This is a genomic window from Pseudomonas sp. CBZ-4, assembly GCF_000346755.1.
Taxonomy (GTDB): Bacteria; Pseudomonadota; Gammaproteobacteria; order Pseudomonadales; family Pseudomonadaceae; genus Aquipseudomonas.
On sequence record NZ_ANNV01000076.1, the window covers coordinates 1 to 19,752 of the forward strand.

Genomic DNA, 19,752 nt, shown 5'->3' on the forward strand with positions numbered 1-19,752 from the left:
GATGCTATCGCAGGCAAGCCAGCTCCCACAAAAGCCAGCTTCCACACTGACCTCATTTTTCCCAGTGGGGTTTAGCGCACGGCTTCGAACAGGCCCGTGGCACCCATGCCGCCACCCACGCACATGGTGACGATCCCATAACGCAAATTGCGCCGCTGCAGTTCCCGCACCAAATGCCCCACCTGCCGCGAACCCGTCATGCCGAACGGATGCCCGATGGAGATCGAGCCGCCATTGACGTTGTACTTCGCGTTATCGATCTCCAACCGATTCCGCGCATACAGGCATTGCGACGCAAACGCTTCATTCAGCTCCCACAAGTCAATGTCCGCCACCTGCAAGCCCTTGGCCTTGAGCAGCTTGGGCACCGAGAACACCGGGCCGATGCCCATCTCGTCCGGCTCGCAACCGGCCACGGTAAACCCACGGAAAAACGCCTTGGGCTTGAGCCCCAGCTCCAGGGCTTTTTCCAGGCTCATCACCAGGGTCATCGAGGCGCCGTCGGACAATTGCGACGAGTTGCCCGCCGTCACCGAACCGTCTTCGGCGAACACCGGCTTCAAGCCTTGCAGGCTGGCCAACGTGGTGTCCGGGCGGTTGCAGTCGTCGCGATCCACCACACCGTCGAGTATCTGCACCGCGCCGGTATTCTTGTCCTCGACCTTGTACTTGACCGCCATCGGCACGATTTCATCGTCGAACAAACCGTCAGCCTGGGCCTGAGCCGTGCGCTGCTGGCTTTGCAAGGCGTACAGGTCCTGTTCTTCGCGGCTGACGTTATAGCGCCGCGCGACGATCTCGGCCGTCTGGCCCATGGGGAAATAGATGCCCGGCACCTGCTCCTTGAGCAGCGGGTTGATCAGGTTGTCGGTGTTGACGCTTTTCATGGTCAGGCTGATGGACTCGACACCGCCAGCGACGATGATGTCGCTGCACCCCGAGGCAATCTGGTTGGCCGCAATCGCAATCGCCTGCAAGCCCGACGAACAGAAGCGGTTGAGTGTCATGCCCGCCGTGCCAGTGCCCAGTTGCGACAACACCGCCACATTGCGCCCGATGTTGTAGCCCTGGGCGCCCTCATTGGAGCCGGCGCCGACGATGCAATCCTCCACCGTCGCCGGGTCGATGCCGTTGCGGCTGAGCAGCGCGTTGACGCAATGGGCCGCCATGTCGTCCGGGCGAGTCTGGTTGAACTTGCCGCGAAAGGATTTGGCCAGGCCGGTTCGCACGCTGTCGACGATCACTACTTCACGCATGGGCTACCTCGATCTTGTCATGGTTGAGAGATGGATCGAGCATAGATCCAGCTGATTCCAACCGCGACGATCATTCACCCCATAGATAGGCCTACTTCTTCTTGCCTTTCTTATCGTGCTTGTCGGATTTCTCGAACGCCTCCTCCAGCGCCAGGTTAATGGTGCGCAGCACCTTGACCCGCGCCCAGCGCTTGTCGTTGGCCTCCACCAATGTCCAGGGCGAGACTTCGGTGCTGGTACGGTCAACCATGTCGCCGACAGCCGCACGGTAGTCATCCCACTTGTCGCGGTTGCGCCAGTCGTCTTCGGTGATCTTGAAACGCTTGAAGGGGATTTCCTCGCGGGCCTGGAAGCGTTCCAGCTGGGTCTGCTTGTCGATGGCCAGCCAGAACTTGACCACGATCACGCCCGCGTCACGCAGTTGCTCTTCGAAGTCATTGATCTCGCCATAGGCGCGCATCCAGTCGGCCCGGGTGCAGAAACCTTCAATACGCTCCACCAGCACGCGGCCGTACCAGGAGCGGTCGAACACGGTGAACATGCCGCGCGCCGGGATCTTCTGCCAGAAACGCCACAGGTACGGCTGCGCGCGCTCGTCTTCACTGGGCGCGGCAATCGGCACGATGTGGTACTGACGCGGGTCCAGCGCCGCCGCGACGCGGCGGATCGCGCCGCCCTTGCCCGCCGCATCGTTGCCTTCAAACACCGTGACCAGCGCGTGTTTGCGCATGCGTTTGTCGCGCATCAGGCCAGACAGCCGCGCCTGCTCGGTGATCAGTTGTTCTTCGTAATCATCCTTTTCCAGGTGCTGAGTCAGGTCGAGGCTGTCGAGCAGGCTTTTCCTGTCCACCGACGCAATCAACGGCGCCGGGTTCATGCCGCTGGCCTTGCCCTTGGGCAGCTTCAGGGCATTCTGGATGCCTTCCAGCAGCAGCTTGCCGACGGTGAGGCTGCGGTAATGCGCATCCACACCCTCGATCACATGCCACGGCGCATAGTCGCGGCTGGTGCGACGCAGGATGCGCTCACCGAAGTGCACGAACTTGTCGTAGGTCTCGGACTGCTGCCAGTCCAGGGGGCTGATGCGCCAGCTGTGCAGCGGGTCATCGGCGAGGGCCTTGAGCCGCGCCTTCATTTGTTTCTTGGAGAGGTGGAACCAGAACTTGAAGATCAGCGCGCCTTCATCGCAGAGCATCTTCTCCAGGCGCTCGGCACCGGCGATGGCCTGATCCAGGCGGGCGTCCTTGATCTGCCCATGCACGCGGCTTTGCAGCATCTGGCTGTACCAGTTGCCGAAGAACACCCCCATGCGGCCCTTGGCGGGCAACTGCCGCCAGTAACGCCAGGCCGGTGGCCGGGCCAGCTCTTCGTCGGTCTGTTGGTCGAAGGTGCGCACTTCGATCAGGCGCGGGTCCATCCATTCATTGAGCAGCTTGACGGTCTCGCCCTTGCCGGCGCCTTCGATGCCGTTGATCAGGATGATCACCGGGAAGCGCTTCTGCTGTTGCAGCTCGTACTGCACTTCCAGCAAGGCCTCGCGCAGGGCGGGCACCTCGGCGTCGTAGGTGTCTTTGTCGATGGCGTGACCGATTTCGGCGGATTCGAACATGGGCAGCTCCGTTTCAAGATGGCTCAAGACTAGCGGATTGGGCAGCAACACGCGGGAGGAAATTCGCCCCGCGCTTGCCGTGGGTCAATTCAACGCCTGTTGATCGGCTAGAATGGCGGCCTTGCCTTTACCGAGCCGCCCATGAACCCCGTATCCCACGCCCAGCTCGACTGGGACGACCAAGGCCGCCCGCACTCGCGGGTGTTCGACGATGTGTACTTCTCCGACAAGTCGGGCCTGGAAGAAACCCGCTACGTGTTCCTTGAACAGAACCGTTTGCAGGAGCGCTTTGCCGCGCTGCCGGTGGGTGGGCGCCTGGTGATTGGTGAAACGGGGTTTGGCACGGGCTTGAATTTTCTCTGCGCCTGGCAACTGTTCGAACAACACGCGGTGGCCGGCGCGCGCCTGCATTTCGTCAGCGTGGAAAAGTACCCATTGAGCCCCGCCGACCTGCAACGCGCCCTGGCCCTGTGGCCCGAACTGCAACCCTTCGCCGAGCAGCTGCTGGCGCAGTACATCGCCATCCACCAGGGCTTCCAACGCCTGGTGCTGGACAACGGCCGCGTGACCCTGACCCTGTTGATCGGCGATGCCCTTGAGCAACTGCCACAACTGGATGCGCAGATCGATGCATGGTTTCTCGACGGTTTCGCCCCGGCGAAAAACCCGGACATGTGGACCGCCGAACTGTTCGCCGAACTGGCGCGCCTGGCCGCACCGGGCTCGACCATCAGCACGTTTACCAGCACCGGCTGGGTACGGCGGCTCATCAACGCCGCCGGGTTCAAGATGAAACGCACGCCAGGCATCGGCCACAAATGGGAGATCCTGCGCGGCGAGTTCCTCGGCTGGCCCGCGGACGCCGCCGCGCCGCCCGCGGCTAAACCCTGGTTCGCCCGGCCGGCAGCCATTGCCGGCGAACGCCATGCCATGGTCATTGGCGGTGGCCTCGCCGGGTGTGCCACCGCCGCCAGCCTCGCCGCTCGGGGCTGGCGCGTCAGCCTGTTGGAACGGCATGCCGAGCTGGCCCAGGAAGCGTCAGGCAACCCCCAGGGCGTGCTGTACCTCAAGTTGTCAGCCCATGGCACGGCGTTGTCCCAGTTGATCCTCAGCGGCTTCGGCCACACCCGGCGCCTGCTGGAACACCTGCACCGTGGCGTCGATTGGGATGGCTGCGGCGTGCTGCAACTGGCATTCAATGCCAAGGAAGCCGAGCGCCAGGCGCAGCTGGCCGAGGCCTTTGCGCCTGAACTGTTGCACCTGTTGGACCGCAGCCAGGCGCAGCAACAAGCCGGCATCTCGCTGGAACAGGGCGGGCTGTTTTTCCCTGAGGGCGGTTGGGTCCACCCGCCCGCGCTGTGCCAATGGCAAGCGGCACACCCGTTGATCCACGTGCTCACGCACCACAATGCCGTTGAACTGCAATTCGTCGATCAGCAGTGGCAGGCCCGTGACGGCGACACCTTGCTGGCCAGCGCCAGTGTCGTGGTACTGGCCGGCGCCGCCGACATCAAGCACTTTGCGCCCAGCGCCGACTTGCCCCTCAAGCGTATCCGCGGGCAGATCACCCGGCTGCAACAAACCCCGGCCAGCCAGGCTCTGGCCACGGTGGTCTGTGCCGAAGGGTATGTGGCCCCGGCACGCCTGGGGGAACACACCCTCGGCGCCAGCTTCGACTTCAAAAGCGACGACCTCACGCCCACCGCCGCCGAACACGCCGGCAACCTGGAGATGCTGCGGGAAATCTCCGCAGACCTGCTGCAGCGCCTGGGCGCCGACCACCTCGCGCCGGAGCAGCTGCAAGGCCGCGCGGCCTTCCGCTGCACCAGCCCCGATTACCTGCCCATCGTCGGGCCGTTGGCCGAGCGCGAAGCGTTCGACCAGGCCTATGCCGTGCTGAGCAAGGATGCCCGGCAAGTGCCGGACACACCCTGCCCCTGGCTGCCGGGCTTATATATCAACAGCGGCCACGGTTCGCGCGGGTTGATCACCGCTCCGCTGTGCGGCGAGCTGCTCGCGGCCTGGCTGGATAACGAGCCGTCGCCGCTGCCGCGCAGTGTGGCCGAGGCCTGCCATCCCAACCGTTTTGCCCTGCGTGCATTGGTACGCAACTCACTGGCGGCGCGTTAGGCAGGACGCAAGCCGGACATCGGAGCGGGTAACTTCATCATCCGTGAGGCGCTCGATTTCTGCCGCTTCGGCTTGATCCTTCGCCTCCATGATTGCGTTTGCCTGTTTAATCATTTCGGCGTCGGAGAGGGGCGGGGTTTGGCTCTCCAGCGCGGCCAAGCGCGCATGGAACGGCTTGAACAGGGCTGTAAACCCATCAGCCGCGGTTCGCCTCAAATAGGCTATCCAGAACGGCATCTTGCAGATGTACGTCAACAATTCCGAAGAAAGCTCGGCACGCCTCACCGCGGCGTCGGCCGCGGCCAGGTCTGACGGTTTTACACCCGCCAGCTCCTTGAGGTGCAAATCCCTGGGTTGCCCCGGCAGCTTCAGGCTCTGCGCCAGACGGGTACGAAAGAACAGGCTGACCTCCACCCCATCCAACGTGGGGTCCTGGCGACTGTGGGCCAAAGCCAGGTCCTCCACCTTGTTCAGGCGGAAGAATTTCTTGGCCGTCTCGAGCATCTGCCGGGCACTGACCTGCGCGCCGGCGGCCACGTGGGAGTCCTCGTGGATTTCGACCAGCACTTCAAGGTCACTGAAGTTTGCGGCGGCGGCGTCATCGCAGTTGATCGGCGTGGCCGCCCGCTGGAACACCTCTTCACGCAGATCGGCATCTGCCGCCGTTGCATTCAATACCCGCCAGACGCGCCGCTCCAGGTCGACGCGCACCTGGGCCGCGTCTGCCGTATCGCTCAACCAGCCCAGCAGGCTGAAGAGCGCATCGCTGTTCGGCTCGTCTTTCAACGCGGCCCAAATGTTCTCCTTTTGCGCGTACTGGGCGTAGCCCTCATCGGTCAACCATGCTTCACGCGCCACTTGTTCACCCACACGCTCATTATCATCGGCCATGTATCCCATGCCCTGCCCCGTACGCTCGCGGTAAGCCACCAACAGGCTTTGGCTGGCGGTCGATAACGGGTTGTTCTTCAAATTGATCACTTGGCCATAGCGACGGGGCATCTGCGCGAGCCACTCAGGCAATTCCTTGATCTCATTGCCACGCAAATCAAGACGCTCCAGGTACGGCAGACGCCTGACCCACTCGGGGAACTCGCTCAAGCGGCAATCGCTGAGCACCAATTCGCGCAGCTCGAAATGGCGGCTGACATCCGGTGGATCAATCAATGGGTTGCCGGCCAGGTTGAGGGACTTCAAGGTGCGCATCTGCGCGAGCGACGTGCGCATCGCCTCGGTCATTTGCAACCTGTTGCGCGCCAGGTTCAGATGCTCCAGTGTCGGCATTGCGGACAACGCGTCGGGCAGTTGCGACAGCTGGTTATCTGCCAGTTCAAGCCCCTTCACATTTTTGAAGTGCCGCAGAAAAGGCGTGGGATCACGGTTCAGTTCCATGTGCCGTAAAGACAACCAGTGCACCCGGTCAAAACTGACCTGCGCGGGCAAGACCGGGAAGTCGCCGAAAAACAGCCGATCCAACTCCAGGCCCGGTACGTCGACGCCGTGATCGTCCTTCAGCAGCGACTGCCCGCGCCAGGCCCGCTCAATGGCAGTCAGCACCTGGCCGCGGCTCAAGCGCAACTGCGAGGGCGGCAGGCCGTCAGCAAGCGGAGCGATGCGCTCCCTGCTCCAGGGGCGCAATGCCTTGCGCAACGCCGCGAATTGCTGTTGCAACGCCTTGACCCTCTTGGCCCGCCCCATGGGGCCCATCCCCGCCGCCTCCAGCCATGCCGACACTTGTGCATCGTCCAACAAGGGATAGAGTTTCTTGACCTTGCGCACCAGTGCCGGGGCAAATTCCGTGGGACGCTGCGACACGCCCTTCTGCGCCTGCACGCAACTGGGCGCCTCCTCGGCAATACCGCGCTCAGGCCACAGGTAATGGGCAACGCGATCCCGTTCATCCTGTGACTTGAAGCGCAACTGACTGCGCAGATGGCCCACCGAGTGGTCCCCCCTCAGGTTCATTGCCCGGCGTTGCACCGGCGACAAGCAATCCACCACGGCCTGCAACAAACCGTCCGGCCCGCTCACCCGCGTGTTCAGGCTTTTACCCTGCTCATCGAAGGCCTGGAAACCCTGGTGGCTGCGGACAATGCGACGGCGCACCGCCGCCGTCGAGGGCCCGACCTGGTCCAGTACCTTGCCGGTCAAGCTGTCTTCGTGCACCTGCAACAACAAGTCCGCGGGCCAGCGACTCAGGCGTGCGAGCATCGCGAAGATCACCCGCCGGGTCGAAGCACCGGCCAAGGGTGGCCAGTACAATCCCATCAGCGCCTGATCTTCGGCCATTTGGTCAACCACCTCACGCGCACGCTGCCCCAGGGACAGTGGAATACGACGGTTCTGGATCAAGAGACGGCGGTCCATGGAAGACGCATTGGCCCGCAGCTCCCTGGCGACGCGACGCGGCAGTTGGGAAAACCGCTCCCGCAGCGGCGCCATCTCGTCATCAATGACGCCTTTGTATTCGTCATACAATTTCTCATACAGGCGGCGATGCCGGCCCTTCACGGTCTCCAGCAGCTGGCGTTTGAGCAGGACCGGAGCCTCATCGGGCGTGGTGGTCTTACCCAGCAATGCGCGGCGCTCATCGTCCGACAAGGCGGCCAGCAAGGTATCGAATACCTGCCCCGCCTTGAGCTGCTGCTCGGTGATATGAATGCTCTGGTCTTCGTAGTCGAAGGGCGCGAGGTCAGGGTGGCTTTCCAGCAAGTTGCCGCGGTTGTCCAGCAATTCGAAAAATCGCTCCCTCGGCCAACCCGGCATCAGCGGCAAAGCCAGGATCTGGGTGCGTGCAGTACGCGGGTCGAGGTTGCCCTCTTTGGCCAGGGCATCGGCGAAGTCGAGGACTTTCTGATGCAGCTTGAAACGCGCCACGGTGTCCTGGAAACGCTCCGGCAGGGGCGCGTGTTCGAGCGCCAGGCGCTGCAGGCCGGCCAGGTCGGTCTGGTGGATGGCCGCGATAGATTGCAGCGCCTCGGACGGCATATCCCCCAGGGTCGGATCGATTCGACGCAACGCGTACGTCGGGTCTGTCCATTCCTCCGGGCGCTCGAAGACATGCTGCCATCCCCCCTTGAGGTTGTGCCGCAGCGGCGGTCGATAGGCCGTCGCGCGTGTGGGATGTTTCAGGCACCATTCACCCAGGCTGGCGTCGTAGCCAATGGCATAGGCTGCGTCGTTGATCTGGACATACGAACTGCCGTTCACCTGATGCACACCGCGCGTATTGGCCACCCAGGGATCAGGCAACCCGCCGGGCTGGCGATAAAAACTGAGCTCAGGTCGCCATAGACGGCAACGCCTGTCCGCCAGCTCCACCGCCTCGAACTTCTCGAAGTACGCGGCCGACGACGTCTGGTTACGCTTGAGCGAGCCCACCACACGTCCACCCACCGCAAATGCGATCAGGCTGGCAACGTTCTGTGCCACCGAAATCAAGTGCTTGAGCGCATCCGCATTGTCGCCGTGGCTCCAGTCCTCGGCGCCGTCATACACCTCACCAAGCAGTTGGCCAATGGCCACGCCCAGCATCAATTGGCCGAGCACGGGTACGAAAAGACCCGCAGCGTTCAAAAGCTCCAACCCCGCGTCGGCGTAGTCCAGCAGGCGTTGATAGCGTGCGTCTTCATCCACCTGTGCCGTCGGTACCGCCAGCACCCGAACATCGAGCTGGATTTTGCCCAGGCAACTGCGGAAGAAAAAATCGTCAAGGTTGCCGATGGGTTTTATGGCCTGTAACGACCCCAGGGTCGGATCCTTTTTGAAATTGCCAAGAAAACTCGCACGCTCCAACTCGTCCAGATAACACTCGAAAAAAGCCAGGTAGGAGGCGGTCTTCAAACTTGACGTGAGGTACGCCTTGAAATCCTCAAGGGACGCATACTCGAACCAGGGCCGCTGCGGCTCGTTGGGCATATAGACGATGAACTCGTCGGCATCCCACTCACCCAGCGTATCTTCGGAGAACACCAACACGCCCCACACGCAGGCCTTGGAAATCTTCAAGCCTTGCCAGACCAGGGGCTTGGCGGCGGCCTTCCATTTGACCACCCAGTCCACCGACGGGTTGTCCTTGATCAGTTTGAGCAGCCGGGTGTAGTTCGCCCGCGAGATGTGGTTCTTGGCCCGGGCGATGTGCAAGTCAATCAGCATATCGGCACGCATGCCGTGCCCCACATCGATGGCCGCCTGGGAGTAGCCACCCGGCGAAGAGACCTCGTCAAAGGCCGTCAAGCCGAAGACTTCAAATATATGTTCCTGGTAGGCGCCGCCCAGATCCAGGTCCCGGCAGTAACCGGCAAACTGCTGCGCAGTGATGCCGGTGGCGACGGTCTGGTCCTTGTGGTGAATCGCGGCATCGTTCGACAAGCCATCCGGCCGGGCTTCGGCTGCGGAAAAATTCTGCATGGCCGCCAGCAACAGGCTGGACTTCTCCACGGTGAACGCCCTGATCGCAAGGCCGGTGATCTGGGTCGAACCGACCGTCTGCGTCCGCGTCCACTCCAGGTAGTCGTGGCCCACATCCAACTCGGCGTGCCCTTTTTGAACCAGGTACGCCCTCAACTTGCTGGTGCAGAACGTATCCAATGGCTTGAGCTGTTTAAGACGACTGGCAAGATTGCGACGAGCGGCTTCGCTGCGCCGGTAGTCCTCCTCAAGGGCTTCCATCACCGATGAAGGCGCTTGCACCATCCAGTGGGGCAGGGTCTTGTGCAGCACCTGCGCCTTGTCCAGGTCGCCGGTCAGGTCCAGCAGGGCACCGTCCAGCTCGTCCCGGGTCATCGGGGCAGTGAGCGTATATAAATCGGGGGTCTCGGTCATCGCAGCCATCCTTAATGCATTGATTGATGACCCACTACGTTAAGCGCACGCGACGTAAATTCAGATTCAAATACCGGGGCGATCGAGCGCTTGAAACCCGCAAAATTCGCGTCGTTTCCGCACGGTTTTACCACCACTCCCCTGCAGCGCACGCCACTGGGCAGGCGCCGCCGCGAGGCTTACGGCCATTTGCCTTATAACTTATCGGTCTAAAACTCCACGAATAGCACCGTGTCAGTTTCTGGGTACGCGCCCTTTTGGGTGTATCGAGTATTCCCCTCCCCAACGGAAAAACCGGTAAGGAATTTATGTGCGGATTAGCTGGCGAGTTACGTTTTGATCACAGACCTGCCGACCTGGCAGCGATAGAACGCATCACCCATCACCTGGCCCCCCGCGGCCCCGACGCCTGGGGTTTTCATGCCCAAGGGCCGGTTGCGCTGGGCCATCGACGCCTGAAAATCATGGACCTGTCGGACGGCTCGGCCCAGCCGATGGTGGATGCCCACTTGGGCCTGTCCCTGGCCTTCAACGGTGCCATCTACAACTTCCCGGAACTGCGCCAAGAGCTGGAAGCCCTGGGCTACGCCTTCCATTCCGGCGGTGACACCGAAGTGCTGCTCAAGGGCTACCACGCCTGGGGCGAAGCGCTGCTGCCCAAGCTCAACGGCATGTTTGCCTTTGCCATCTGGGAGCGCGATGCCCAGCGCCTGTTCATCGCCCGTGACCGTCTCGGTGTGAAGCCGTTGTACCTGTCGCGTACCGGCCAGCGTTTGCGCTTTGCCTCGGCGTTGCCGGCACTGCTCAAGGGCGGCGATATCAATCCGATCCTCGATCCGGTGGCGCTCAATCATTACCTGAACTTCCACGCCGTGGTGCCCGCGCCGCGCACCTTGCTCGCAGGCATCGAAAAGCTGCCGCCCGCGAGCTGGATGCGCATCGACGCCAGCGGCAAGACCGAGCAGAAGACCTGGTGGACCCTGCCCTACGGCCCACGTGAGGATGAGAAAAACCTGACATTGGAAGATTGGACCGACCGCGTCCTCGACAGCACCCGCGAAGCCGTGGCCATCCGCCAGCGCGCCGCCGTGGACGTCGGCGTGCTGCTCTCCGGTGGCGTCGACTCAAGCATGCTCGTCGGCCTGCTGCGGGAAGCCGGCGTGCAAGACCTGTCGACTTTCTCCATCGGTTTTGAAGATGCCGGCGGCGAGGCCGGTAACGAGTTCCAGTACTCCGACCTGATCGCCAAGCACTACGGCACCCGTCACCACCAATTGCGCATCGCCGAAAGCGAGATCATCGAGCAACTGCCGGCGGCGTTCCGCGCCATGAGCGAGCCGATGGTCAGCCATGACTGCATCGCCTTCTACCTGCTGTCTCGAGAAGTGGCCAAACATTGCAAGGTGGTCCAGAGCGGCCAGGGCGCCGACGAACTGTTCGCCGGTTACCACTGGTACCCGCAGGTGGACGGCGCCAGCGATCCGTACGCGGCTTATCGCGAGGCGTTTTTCGATCGCAGCTACGACGACTACGCCGCCACTGTTGCGCCGAAATGGCTGACGGCCAACGACGCCGCCGGCGACTTCGTGCGCGAACATTTCGCCACGCCCGGCGCCGATGCCGCCGTGGACAAAGCCTTGCGCCTGGACAGCACGGTGATGCTGGTGGATGACCCGGTCAAACGGGTGGACAACATGACCATGGCCTGGGGCCTGGAAGCGCGCACGCCGTTCCTGGACTACCGCCTGGTGGAACTGTCGGCCCGCGTGCCGGGCAAGTTCAAACTGCCCGACGGCGGCAAGCAAGTCTTGAAAGAGGCCGCGCGCCGCGTGATTCCCAGTGAAGTCATCGACCGCAAGAAAGGTTATTTCCCGGTGCCGGGACTCAAGCACTTGCAGGGCGACACCCTGAACTGGGTGCGCGACCTGCTGCTGGACCCGAGCCAGGATCGCGGCCTGTTCAACCCGGCCATGCTCGACCGCCTGCTCACCGACCCGCAAGGCCAACTGACTCCGCTGCGCGGCTCCAAGCTGTGGCAACTGGCGGCGCTGAACCTGTGGCTCAGCGAACAAGGAATCTGACCGATGAAACCCCATGCAGCGGCCTACAGCCAACGCTTGCTCAAGGGCCAGGCGCCGTCCTACGAGCGCCTGCAAGCCCGGCTGGCCGAAGATGGCAGCCCTTTAAGCGCAGACCCGATTGCCGTGCATTGTGGTTGGGGCCGGTTATTGATCGGCCATACGTTTCCCGACCCGGCGAGCCTGGCCCAGGAACTGCTCAATGAGCAATCCGGCGAACGGGACATCGCGCTGTACGTGGCGGCGCCCCAGCAGATCCTGGGGATCGACCCGCAGCAGCTGTTCCTCGACCCCTCCGATACCCTGCGTCTGTGGTTCACCGACTACCGCCCCGCCACCCGCGTGTTTCGTGGCTTTCGTATCCGCCGCGTGCAAAGCGAAGCAGATTGGCTGGCCGTGAACCAGCTCTACCAAGGCCGGGGCATGCTGCCCGTGGACGCCGAACGCCTGACGCCGCGCCATCAAGGTGGCCCGGTGTACTGGCTGGCGGAAGACGAAGACAGCGGCGCGGTGATCGGCAGCGTGATGGGCCTCAATCACCAGAAAGCCTTTCACGACCCGGAAAACGGTTGCAGCCTGTGGTGCCTGGCGGTCGATCCGCAATGCACACGCCCCGGCGTCGGCGAAGTGCTGGTGCGCCACCTGGTGGAACACTTCATGAGCCGTGGCTTGAGCTACCTCGACCTGTCGGTGCTGCACGACAACCGCCAGGCCAAGAACCTTTACGCCAAGCTCGGCTTTCGTGCGCTGACCACCTTTGCGATCAAGCGCAAGAACGGCATCAACCAACCGCTGTTCCTCGGCCCGGGTCCGCAGGCGGGGTTCAATACCTATGCGCGGATCATTGTCGAGGAAGCCCATCGGCGCGGCATTGACGTGCAGGTGGATGATGCCGACGCCGGTCTGTTCACCCTCAGCCACGGCGGACGCCGCGTGCGGTGCCGTGAATCGTTGAGCGACCTGACCAGCGCCATCAGCATGACCCTGTGCCAGGACAAGAGCCTGACCCACAAGGTGCTCAAGGCTGCCGGCCTGAAACTGCCGTCGCAGCAATTGGCGGGCAGTGCCGATGACAACCTGGAGTTTCTCGACGAGCACCAACGCATCGTGGTCAAGCCGCTGGACGGCGAGCAAGGCCAGGGTGTGGCGGTGGATTTGCAAACCATTGAAGAGGTACAGCAGGCCATTGAAGCCGCACGCCCGTTCGACAGCCGCGTGCTGCTGGAGAGCTTTCACGAAGGCTTGGACCTGCGCATCCTGGTGATCGGTTTCGAGGTGGTCGCCGCTGCGATTCGCCGCCCCGCCGAAGTGACCGGTGACGGTCATCATTCCATCGGCGCGCTGATCGAAGCCCAGAGCCGTCGCCGCCAGGCCGCGACCGACGGTGAAAGCAAAATCCCCCTGGATGCCGAAACCGAACGCACCCTGCACGCCGCAGGCTATGACTACAGCAGCATCCTGCCACGGGGCCAGACCCTGGCCGTGCGCCGCACCGCCAACCTGCACACCGGCGGCTGCCTGGAAGACGTCACCGCCATCCTGCACCCCACGCTGGTGGACGCCGCCGTGCGTGCCGCCCGCGCCCTGGACATCCCCATGGTGGGCCTGGACCTGATGGTGCCCGCCGCCGACAAACCCGAGTATGTGTTTATCGAAGCCAACGAACGGGCCGGGCTGGCCAATCATGAACCGCAGCCGACGGCTGAGCGGTTTGTGGATTTGTTGTTTCCCCATAGTTAGCTGAGTGCTTGAGAAGTGGGTTGCCTGACCTGGCCTCATCGCGGGCAAGCCCGCTCCCACAGGTTGATCGCATTCCAATGTGGGAGCGGGCTTGCCCGCGATGAGGCCCTTGAAGACACCACACCCTCAATGCCAACAGGAGTCTTTATGAGCCAAACCATCCCCGAACCGGACCTGAACTACCTGCAAAAAGTCCTCCTGGAAATGCTCGCCATTCCCAGCCCCACCGGGTTCACCGACACCATCGTGCGTTACGTCGCCGAGCGCCTGGAAGAACTCGGCATACCCTTCGAAATGACCCGGCGCGGCACCATTCGCGCCACCCTCAAGGGCCAGAAAAACAGCCCCGACCGCGCCGTGTCCGCCCACCTCGACACCATCGGCGCCGCCGTGCGGGCGATCAAGGACAACGGCCGCCTGACCCTGGCGCCGGTGGGCTGCTGGTCCAGCCGCTTCGCCGAAGGCAGCCGTGTCAGCCTGTTCACCGACAATGGCGTGATCCGTGGCAGCGTGCTGCCGCTGATGGCCTCCGGGCATGCGTTCAACACCGCCGTGGATGAGATGCCGGTGAGTTGGGACCATGTGGAGCTGCGCCTGGACGCCTACTGCGCGACCCGCGCCGATTGCGATTCCCTGGGGATCAGCGTCGGCGACTATGTGGCCTTCGACCCCTTGCCCGAGTTCACCGAAAGCGGGCATATCAGCGCCCGCCACCTCGACGACAAGGCCGGCGTGGCCGCCCTGCTCGCGGCGCTCAAGGCCATCGTCGACAGCGGCACGCCGTTGCTGATCGATTGCCACCCGCTGTTCACCATCACCGAAGAAACCGGCAGCGGCGCCGCGGCCGCCCTGCCCTGGGACGTCAGCGAATTTGTCGGCATCGATATCGCCCCGGTCGCCCCCGGCCAGCATTCCAGCGAGCATGCGGTGAGCGTGGCCATGCAGGATTCCGGCGGGCCGTACGACTATCACCTGTCCCGGCACCTGCTGCGCCTGGCGGCGGACAACGACCTGCCGGTGCGCCGCGACCTGTTCCGTTACTACTTCAGTGACGCCCACTCGGCCGTGACCGCCGGCCACGATATCCGCACCGCGCTGCTGGCGTTTGGTTGTGATGCGACCCACGGCTACGAGCGCACCCACATCGACAGCCTGGCGGCCTTGAGTCGCCTGCTGGGCGCGTACATCCTCAGCCCGCCGGTGTTCGCCAGCGATGCACAACCGGCCCAGGGTTCACTGGACCGCTTCAGTCATCAGCTGGAACACGAGACGCAGATGGAGAGCGACACGCGGGTGCCGTCCGTGGACAGCCTGGTCGGTCAGAAAACCTGAGGCTGGCAACTGCTGGTAACAAGGGCCCCGGCGCAGTAGCATCGCCGGGATTCCCCAGCCGAGGCTTGTATGCTGATTCCCTACGACGCACTTGAAGTCGACACCCTGACCCGTCTGATTGAAGATTTCGTCACCCGCGACGGCACCGACAATGGCGACGACACGCCCCTGGAAACCCGCGTGCTGCGCGTACGCCAGGCGCTGACCAAAGGCCAGGCACTGATTGTGTTCGACCCCGAAAGCGAGCAATGCCAGTTGATGCTCAAGCACGACGTGCCCAAGCATCTGTTCGACTGAGAGATTTACGGGCTGGTGGCGGCGGGGGTTTCTGCGGCTTGGCGTTCGAGGATTTTCTGATACACCTCGGCGCGGTGCACATTGACCCCCACCGGCGCCTCGACACCAAATTTCACCTGTGAACCGTTCAACTCGATAATGTGCAAGGCGATGTCATCGCCGATGGAAATGGTTTCGCCTACAGCACGGCTGAGTACCAGCATGGCGGTTGTCCTTTGAGAGTGACAGGACCTTGACCATGCGCGATTGCGCGGGAGTACAGCAATGGCTGGCGGCAAAATCAGGCCAGACCTACACCCACCGGTAATTTCCCTGACAGACCGCATTCCAAACTGTGGGAGCTGGCTCCCACATTTGTACCGGTTTGCAACCTGAGACTGCGCTCAGGCCTTGCTCGCCTGCGCCTTGGCCCGCATCTTGTCGGCCATGGTGGTCATTTCGTCATACAGCAACTGCGGATTCTTCTGCTTCAGTGCCCATGCCATCCGCCCCTGTTCGTGGGGCAAGATCATGAATTCGCCTTCCGCCACACGCTGGTAGATGTAGTCGGCAATCTGCGCCGCCGAAATCGGCGAGCTTTCCAGCAATTTGCCGACCTGCGCTTTCATCGCGGGCGTCGGCCCACGGAACGAATCCAACAGGTTGGTCTGGAAAAACGATGGGCACACCACGTGCACACCGACCTCCTGTTGCTTGAGCTCCACCAACAGGCTTTCCGACAAGGCCACCACACCGGCCTTGGCCACGTTGTAGTTGCTCATGGCCGGCCCTTGCATCAGCGCGGCCATCGAGGCGATGTTGATGATGCGGCCCTTGCTCTTTTCCAGCAGCGGCAGGAACGCCTTGCAGCCCTTGACCACGCCCATCAGGTTGATCGCGATCTGCCAGTCCCAATCCTCCAGGGACAGTTCGGCGAAGAAACCGCCCGAGGCCACGCCGGCATTGTTGACGATCACGTCAATGCCACCGAGCTTCACTTCGCAGGCCTGGGCAAACGCGGTGAGCTGGCTGTAGTCGCGCACGTCGCAACGCTGGACGAAGCCATCGCCACCCGCCTCGCGCACGAGCTTGAGGGTTTCTTGCAGGCCCGGCTCACTGACGTCCGACAAGGCCAACTGCCAACCCTCGCGGGCCCAGCGCAGAGCGATTTCGCGACCCAGGCCGGACCCGGCGCCAGTGATCATCATGCGATTTTGCATAGGAAGTTGCCTTGTGGTTCACGGAAGAAGTGATCGGCAGTGTAGCGAAGGTTTTTCCCACACCCACGCCCCATAAAGTTGCTGAATGCCCCAGGCAAACCCGCGACCGGGTCGGAGCGCCGGACAATGCACAAGTTCCATTTTTTTCAACTAAGCGCACGCATTAAAAGAAATAAGCAAGTTTGCGAAAAGCTTTAAAAAAACTTGGAATTTTCTGTGAGCTGGCACAGTCGGAGTTATTAAGGCGCCTGTCATTAAAGTGGCAGGCCTACCGATAAATAACCGGTCTTTGCAGAAGGCCTATAAGGAAGAAAACCATGAGCCTCATTCTGATCATTATCCTGATCCTCCTGCTGGTCGGTGGCCTGCCGGTCTTCCCGCACTCCCGTAATTGGGGTTATGGCCCGTCGGGTATCCTCGGTGTGGTGTTGGTCGTACTGTTGGTGTTGTTGCTGCTCGGCCGGATATAAACGGCAGGCAAAAAAAGAGGCCCTCTAGAGGGCCTCTTTTTTATGCTCGGTTAGTTAGTCCGGCTTACCATCTACAACGCCAGCGGTGTTATCCAGCAGGCTCTTGGTCGCGGTCTGCAGGAACGACTCAAGCTTCTGCTTCAGTGCGGCCTCGTCCGGCGATTCAGGAATGACTTTACCGCTTGGGTTGGCACCCAGTTCGAATTCCCACAACTTCGGTGGCATTTCCTTAGGCAATACCAACACGCGGTCTGCGGTGACCAAGGCCACGGTCTGATCGCTGCCCGAAGGCTTGATCACGCCAAAGCCCTTGTCGCCTTCCGGCAGGTTCAGCAAGTCACGACCCCAGCACTGGTGCAGGGTATCGCCACCGAGGCGGCCCATGATGGTCGGCACGATGTCGATCTGGGTGCCCACGGTATGGTCACGCTCGCCGAACTTCTCCTGCACGCCCGGTGCGATCATCAGCATCGGTACGTTGAAGCGGCCCAGGTCCATCTCGGTGATCTGCTGTTCGTTGCCAAAGCCGTGGTCGCCCACGATAACGAACAGGGTTTCCTTGAAGTACGGCTCCTTGCGGGCCTTTTCAAAGAACTGGCCCAGGGCCCAGTCGGAGTAGCGCATGGCCGTCAAATGCTCGTTGAGGCTGCCACGGTCGGTGACTTTCTCCACCGGCAATGGCGTCGGCAACGCGTACGGCGTGTGGTTGGACAGGGTTTGCAGCAGCGCGTAGAACGGCTTGCCGCCTTCGCGCGCTTTCAACTCTTCCAGGCCACGGTTGAACATGTCCTGGTCGGACACGCCCCACGTCGGGTCGGAGAACACCGGGTTGACGAAGTCGTTGCGCCCGATGAAGTTGGTCATGCCCTGGTTGCTGAAGAAGCCCGACTGGTTGTCCCAGGCGAAGTCGCCGTTGTAGACATACACGTCGTCAAACTTGCGCGCGCTGAGCAGCTGCGGCAGGCCCGACAGCTTGTGGCTGCCTTCCGGGGTCTGCATCAGGTATTCGAAGCCCGGCAGGTTCGGGAAGCACGCCATAGTGGCAAACATACCCTGGTGGGTGTGGGTGCCGTTGGAGAAGAAGCGGTCGAACAGCAGGCCTTCCTTGGACAGTTTGTCGAAGTACGGCGTGATATTGCCCGGGCGATCCAGCGCGCCCACCGAGTGACCGGCGAAGCTTTCCATCAGGATCACGACCACGTTCTTGATCGGCAGCGTCTTCTCGGCCGGTGGCAGATAGTCACGGCGCACGGCGGCAGTGTCGGTGTCCACCAGCTTTTCCTGCGGCAGCACCAGCATGTCGCGCACGGTCTGGGTGGCCAGCGACTGGTCCAGGGTGGCTTTCCAGATGTTCGAACGGTCTTCGGAGAAGCGCGACTTGGCCGCCGCGATCAACGACAACGTGCCATTAAGGCCCAGTTGGTTGGCGAAGTTGGAGTCGGTGGTGTACACGTCCCCCCAACGCAGCGGCGGGCCCTGGCGCAGGGTGCCACGGGCGGCGACCACGGCGATCAACAGGCAGACCACAAACACCGCGATGCGCGAATACCACGGCGCCACCTGGCGGGTGCTGATGGTACCCCCGCTGAACGGGCCACGCGGGCGCGTCGCACGGTCGGCGCCTTTGAACGCCATGCTCAGGATCAGCGTGCCCACGGCCCAGGCCAGCAGGTAGCGCACCACCGGGAAACCGTACCAGAGCATGCTCATCACGGTTTTCGGGTCTTCCTTCACATACTGGAAGACCAGGCCGTTGAGGCGCTGGTGGAACTCGCGGTAGAAGTCCATTTCCATCAGGCCGAGGAACAGCGCGATGCTGGACGCAACGGTCAGCCAGACACGGAAGAACCCGCGCGCCGCCATGGCCCGTACGCTGAACAGTGCCAGCAGCAGCGGGATCAGCAGGTAGACCACCAGGCGAATGTCCAGGCGCAAGCCGTTGCCGAACGCTTCCAGGAAGGTCGAGGCCGGCGTGTCGAGGATCATTTCACGGTTGTAGACCAGCAGCGCCAGGCGCAGCAGGGAGAACATCACCATCATGACCAGTGCGCAAAGCAGCGTGTACGCCAGATGGGATTTGACGGTCGGTTGCAGCAGGCGATTTGAAGCTCGCTGCTGATTCAGGGCGTCCGGGTTTGCCATGTCGTTTTAGGACCCATTGGAAGTTTAAGTTGCGAAATATTGCAGCGGCATCCTGCCCACGCCCAAGCGTGTAGGAACAGGGGGTCAGCGCGTTGGCGCAAATGGTGCCCGAGGAATGCCATCAGCGCTATTGATTACTGAGGAAAAAACCTTCTTTGTGGTGGTTTTCTCGGCCCGAGACAGAGCCTTCTTACGCGAAAGTGAAGCGAGGGAATTGTCCGAGATGATGTGTGAAAATTCCGTGTAGCGAATATTTCGACACACAAATTTTAGGGGCGGATAGAAACGAGTGTGGGAACCGGCATGTGTGGGAGCAGGGCTTATGTGGGAGCTGGCTTGCCTGCGATGCGGGCACCTCGGTCTTTCAGTTACACCGAGGTGATGCTATCGCAGGCAAGCCAGCTCCCACACAATCCCGCTCCCACACTGATTGTGCTTAGATCAGATTTGGCGAGCGGTTCAGATCCGCACGTTGCCCCGTGGCCCGGCAATCGCCCAGATGATCAAGCCCAGCACCGGCAACAACAGGATCAGCAAAATCCACAGCACTTTGGCGCCCGTGCTTGCGCCGCTTTTGAACACGTTGATGATCGCCCAGATGTCCAACGCGAGGATGATCAGCCCGATCAAGCCATTAAAAGTGGAACCCATGGTGTCGCTCCTAAGTGAGGGCAT

Annotated in this window: 13 protein-coding genes; 6 read left to right on the forward strand and 7 right to left on the reverse strand. The window is 62.2% G+C overall.

Features of this window, described 5'->3' with window-relative positions:
- Window positions 1-71: 71 nt before the first annotated feature.
- Complete coding sequence (locus B348_RS0109350) at window positions 72-1,256, reverse strand: thiolase family protein (protein WP_017735860.1); 1,185 nt, start codon at window positions 1,254-1,256, stop codon at window positions 72-74.
- 91 nt (window positions 1,257-1,347) lie between these two features.
- Window positions 1,348-2,865, reverse strand: a complete 1,518-nt coding sequence (gene pap / locus B348_RS0109355) for a polyphosphate:AMP phosphotransferase (protein WP_017735861.1) — start codon at window positions 2,863-2,865, stop codon at window positions 1,348-1,350.
- A 141-nt stretch (window positions 2,866-3,006) separates the two neighbouring features.
- Here pap and mnmC point away from each other — a divergent pair, with 141 nt between their 5' ends.
- Entirely contained in the window at window positions 3,007-4,995 is a 1,989-nt protein-coding gene (gene mnmC / locus B348_RS0109360) for a bifunctional tRNA (5-methylaminomethyl-2-thiouridine)(34)-methyltransferase MnmD/FAD-dependent 5-carboxymethylaminomethyl-2-thiouridine(34) oxidoreductase MnmC (RefSeq protein WP_017735862.1), read from the forward strand.
- Here mnmC and B348_RS0109365 read toward each other — a convergent pair.
- Complete coding sequence (locus B348_RS0109365; protein WP_017735863.1) at window positions 4,978-9,819, reverse strand: NEL-type E3 ubiquitin ligase domain-containing protein; 4,842 nt, start codon at window positions 9,817-9,819, stop codon at window positions 4,978-4,980. The genes mnmC and B348_RS0109365 overlap by 18 nt on opposite strands.
- A 308-nt stretch (window positions 9,820-10,127) precedes the next feature.
- Here B348_RS0109365 and B348_RS0109370 point away from each other — a divergent pair, with 308 nt between their 5' ends.
- The 4 genes from B348_RS0109370 to B348_RS0109385 all read left to right on the forward strand — a co-directional run bounded on the left by B348_RS0109370 (window position 10,128) and on the right by B348_RS0109385 (window position 15,266).
- Window positions 10,128-11,900 carry an N-acetylglutaminylglutamine amidotransferase gene (locus B348_RS0109370; protein WP_026136687.1) on the forward strand — a complete coding sequence of 591 codons (1,773 nt, stop codon included), beginning with the start codon at window positions 10,128-10,130 and terminating at the stop codon, window positions 11,898-11,900.
- A gap of 3 nt (window positions 11,901-11,903) precedes the next feature.
- Complete coding sequence (gene ngg, locus B348_RS0109375) at window positions 11,904-13,637, forward strand: N-acetylglutaminylglutamine synthetase (protein ID WP_017735866.1); 1,734 nt, start codon at window positions 11,904-11,906, stop codon at window positions 13,635-13,637.
- Between the two features lie 147 nt (window positions 13,638-13,784).
- Window positions 13,785-14,969 carry an osmoprotectant NAGGN system M42 family peptidase gene (locus tag B348_RS0109380; protein ID WP_017735867.1) on the forward strand — a complete coding sequence of 395 codons (1,185 nt, stop codon included), beginning with the start codon at window positions 13,785-13,787 and terminating at the stop codon, window positions 14,967-14,969.
- Between the two features lie 69 nt (window positions 14,970-15,038).
- Window positions 15,039-15,266 carry a YheU family protein gene (locus B348_RS0109385; RefSeq protein ID WP_003192759.1) on the forward strand — a complete coding sequence of 76 codons (228 nt, stop codon included), beginning with the start codon at window positions 15,039-15,041 and terminating at the stop codon, window positions 15,264-15,266.
- Window positions 15,267-15,271: 5 nt separating this feature from the next.
- Here B348_RS0109385 and csrA read toward each other — a convergent pair whose 3' ends face one another.
- Window positions 15,272-15,469, reverse strand: a complete 198-nt coding sequence (csrA, locus tag B348_RS0109390; RefSeq protein ID WP_017735868.1) for a carbon storage regulator CsrA — start codon at window positions 15,467-15,469, stop codon at window positions 15,272-15,274.
- A 180-nt stretch (window positions 15,470-15,649) separates the two neighbouring features.
- Window positions 15,650-16,465, reverse strand: a complete 816-nt coding sequence (locus B348_RS0109395) for an SDR family oxidoreductase (RefSeq protein ID WP_017735869.1) — start codon at window positions 16,463-16,465, stop codon at window positions 15,650-15,652.
- Between the two features lie 317 nt (window positions 16,466-16,782).
- Here B348_RS0109395 and B348_RS1000000130795 point away from each other — a divergent pair, with 317 nt between their 5' ends.
- The gene (locus B348_RS1000000130795; protein ID WP_015885095.1) at window positions 16,783-16,935 is read left to right on the forward strand and encodes a DUF3309 family protein; all 153 of its coding nucleotides are present in this window, start codon (window positions 16,783-16,785) and stop codon (window positions 16,933-16,935) included.
- 54 nt (window positions 16,936-16,989) lie between these two features.
- On the opposite strand, the gene B348_RS0109405 is transcribed toward B348_RS1000000130795, so the two are convergent.
- On the reverse strand, window positions 16,990-19,077 hold the full coding sequence (locus B348_RS0109405) for an LTA synthase family protein (protein ID WP_017735870.1): 2,088 nt from the start codon (window positions 19,075-19,077) through the stop codon (window positions 16,990-16,992).
- Between the two features lie 459 nt (window positions 19,078-19,536).
- Window positions 19,537-19,728, reverse strand: a complete 192-nt coding sequence (locus tag B348_RS0109410; protein ID WP_003172956.1) for a PLDc N-terminal domain-containing protein — start codon at window positions 19,726-19,728, stop codon at window positions 19,537-19,539.
- Window positions 19,729-19,752 lie beyond the last annotated feature (24 nt).

What these genes read in the sequence shown, in the direction of transcription:
- B348_RS0109350 (WP_017735860.1), bottom strand. Translation starts at nt 1,256, where the DNA reads ATGCGTGAAGTAGTGATCGTCGACAGCGTGCGAACCGGCCTGGCCAAA.
- pap (WP_017735861.1), bottom strand. Translation starts at nt 2,865, where the DNA reads ATGTTCGAATCCGCCGAAATCGGTCACGCCATCGACAAAGACACCTAC.
- mnmC (WP_017735862.1), top strand. Translation starts at nt 3,007, where the DNA reads ATGAACCCCGTATCCCACGCCCAGCTCGACTGGGACGACCAAGGCCGC.
- B348_RS0109365 (WP_017735863.1), bottom strand. Translation starts at nt 9,819, where the DNA reads ATGACCGAGACCCCCGATTTATATACGCTCACTGCCCCGATGACCCGG.
- B348_RS0109370 (WP_026136687.1), top strand. Translation starts at nt 10,128, where the DNA reads ATGTGCGGATTAGCTGGCGAGTTACGTTTTGATCACAGACCTGCCGAC.
- ngg (WP_017735866.1), top strand. Translation starts at nt 11,904, where the DNA reads ATGAAACCCCATGCAGCGGCCTACAGCCAACGCTTGCTCAAGGGCCAG.
- B348_RS0109380 (WP_017735867.1), top strand. Translation starts at nt 13,785, where the DNA reads ATGAGCCAAACCATCCCCGAACCGGACCTGAACTACCTGCAAAAAGTC.
- B348_RS0109385 (WP_003192759.1), top strand. Translation starts at nt 15,039, where the DNA reads ATGCTGATTCCCTACGACGCACTTGAAGTCGACACCCTGACCCGTCTG.
- csrA (WP_017735868.1), bottom strand. Translation starts at nt 15,469, where the DNA reads ATGCTGGTACTCAGCCGTGCTGTAGGCGAAACCATTTCCATCGGCGAT.
- B348_RS0109395 (WP_017735869.1), bottom strand. Translation starts at nt 16,465, where the DNA reads ATGCAAAATCGCATGATGATCACTGGCGCCGGGTCCGGCCTGGGTCGC.
- B348_RS1000000130795 (WP_015885095.1), top strand. Translation starts at nt 16,783, where the DNA reads ATGAGCCTCATTCTGATCATTATCCTGATCCTCCTGCTGGTCGGTGGC.
- B348_RS0109405 (WP_017735870.1), bottom strand. Translation starts at nt 19,077, where the DNA reads ATGGCAAACCCGGACGCCCTGAATCAGCAGCGAGCTTCAAATCGCCTG.
- B348_RS0109410 (WP_003172956.1), bottom strand. Translation starts at nt 19,728, where the DNA reads ATGGGTTCCACTTTTAATGGCTTGATCGGGCTGATCATCCTCGCGTTG.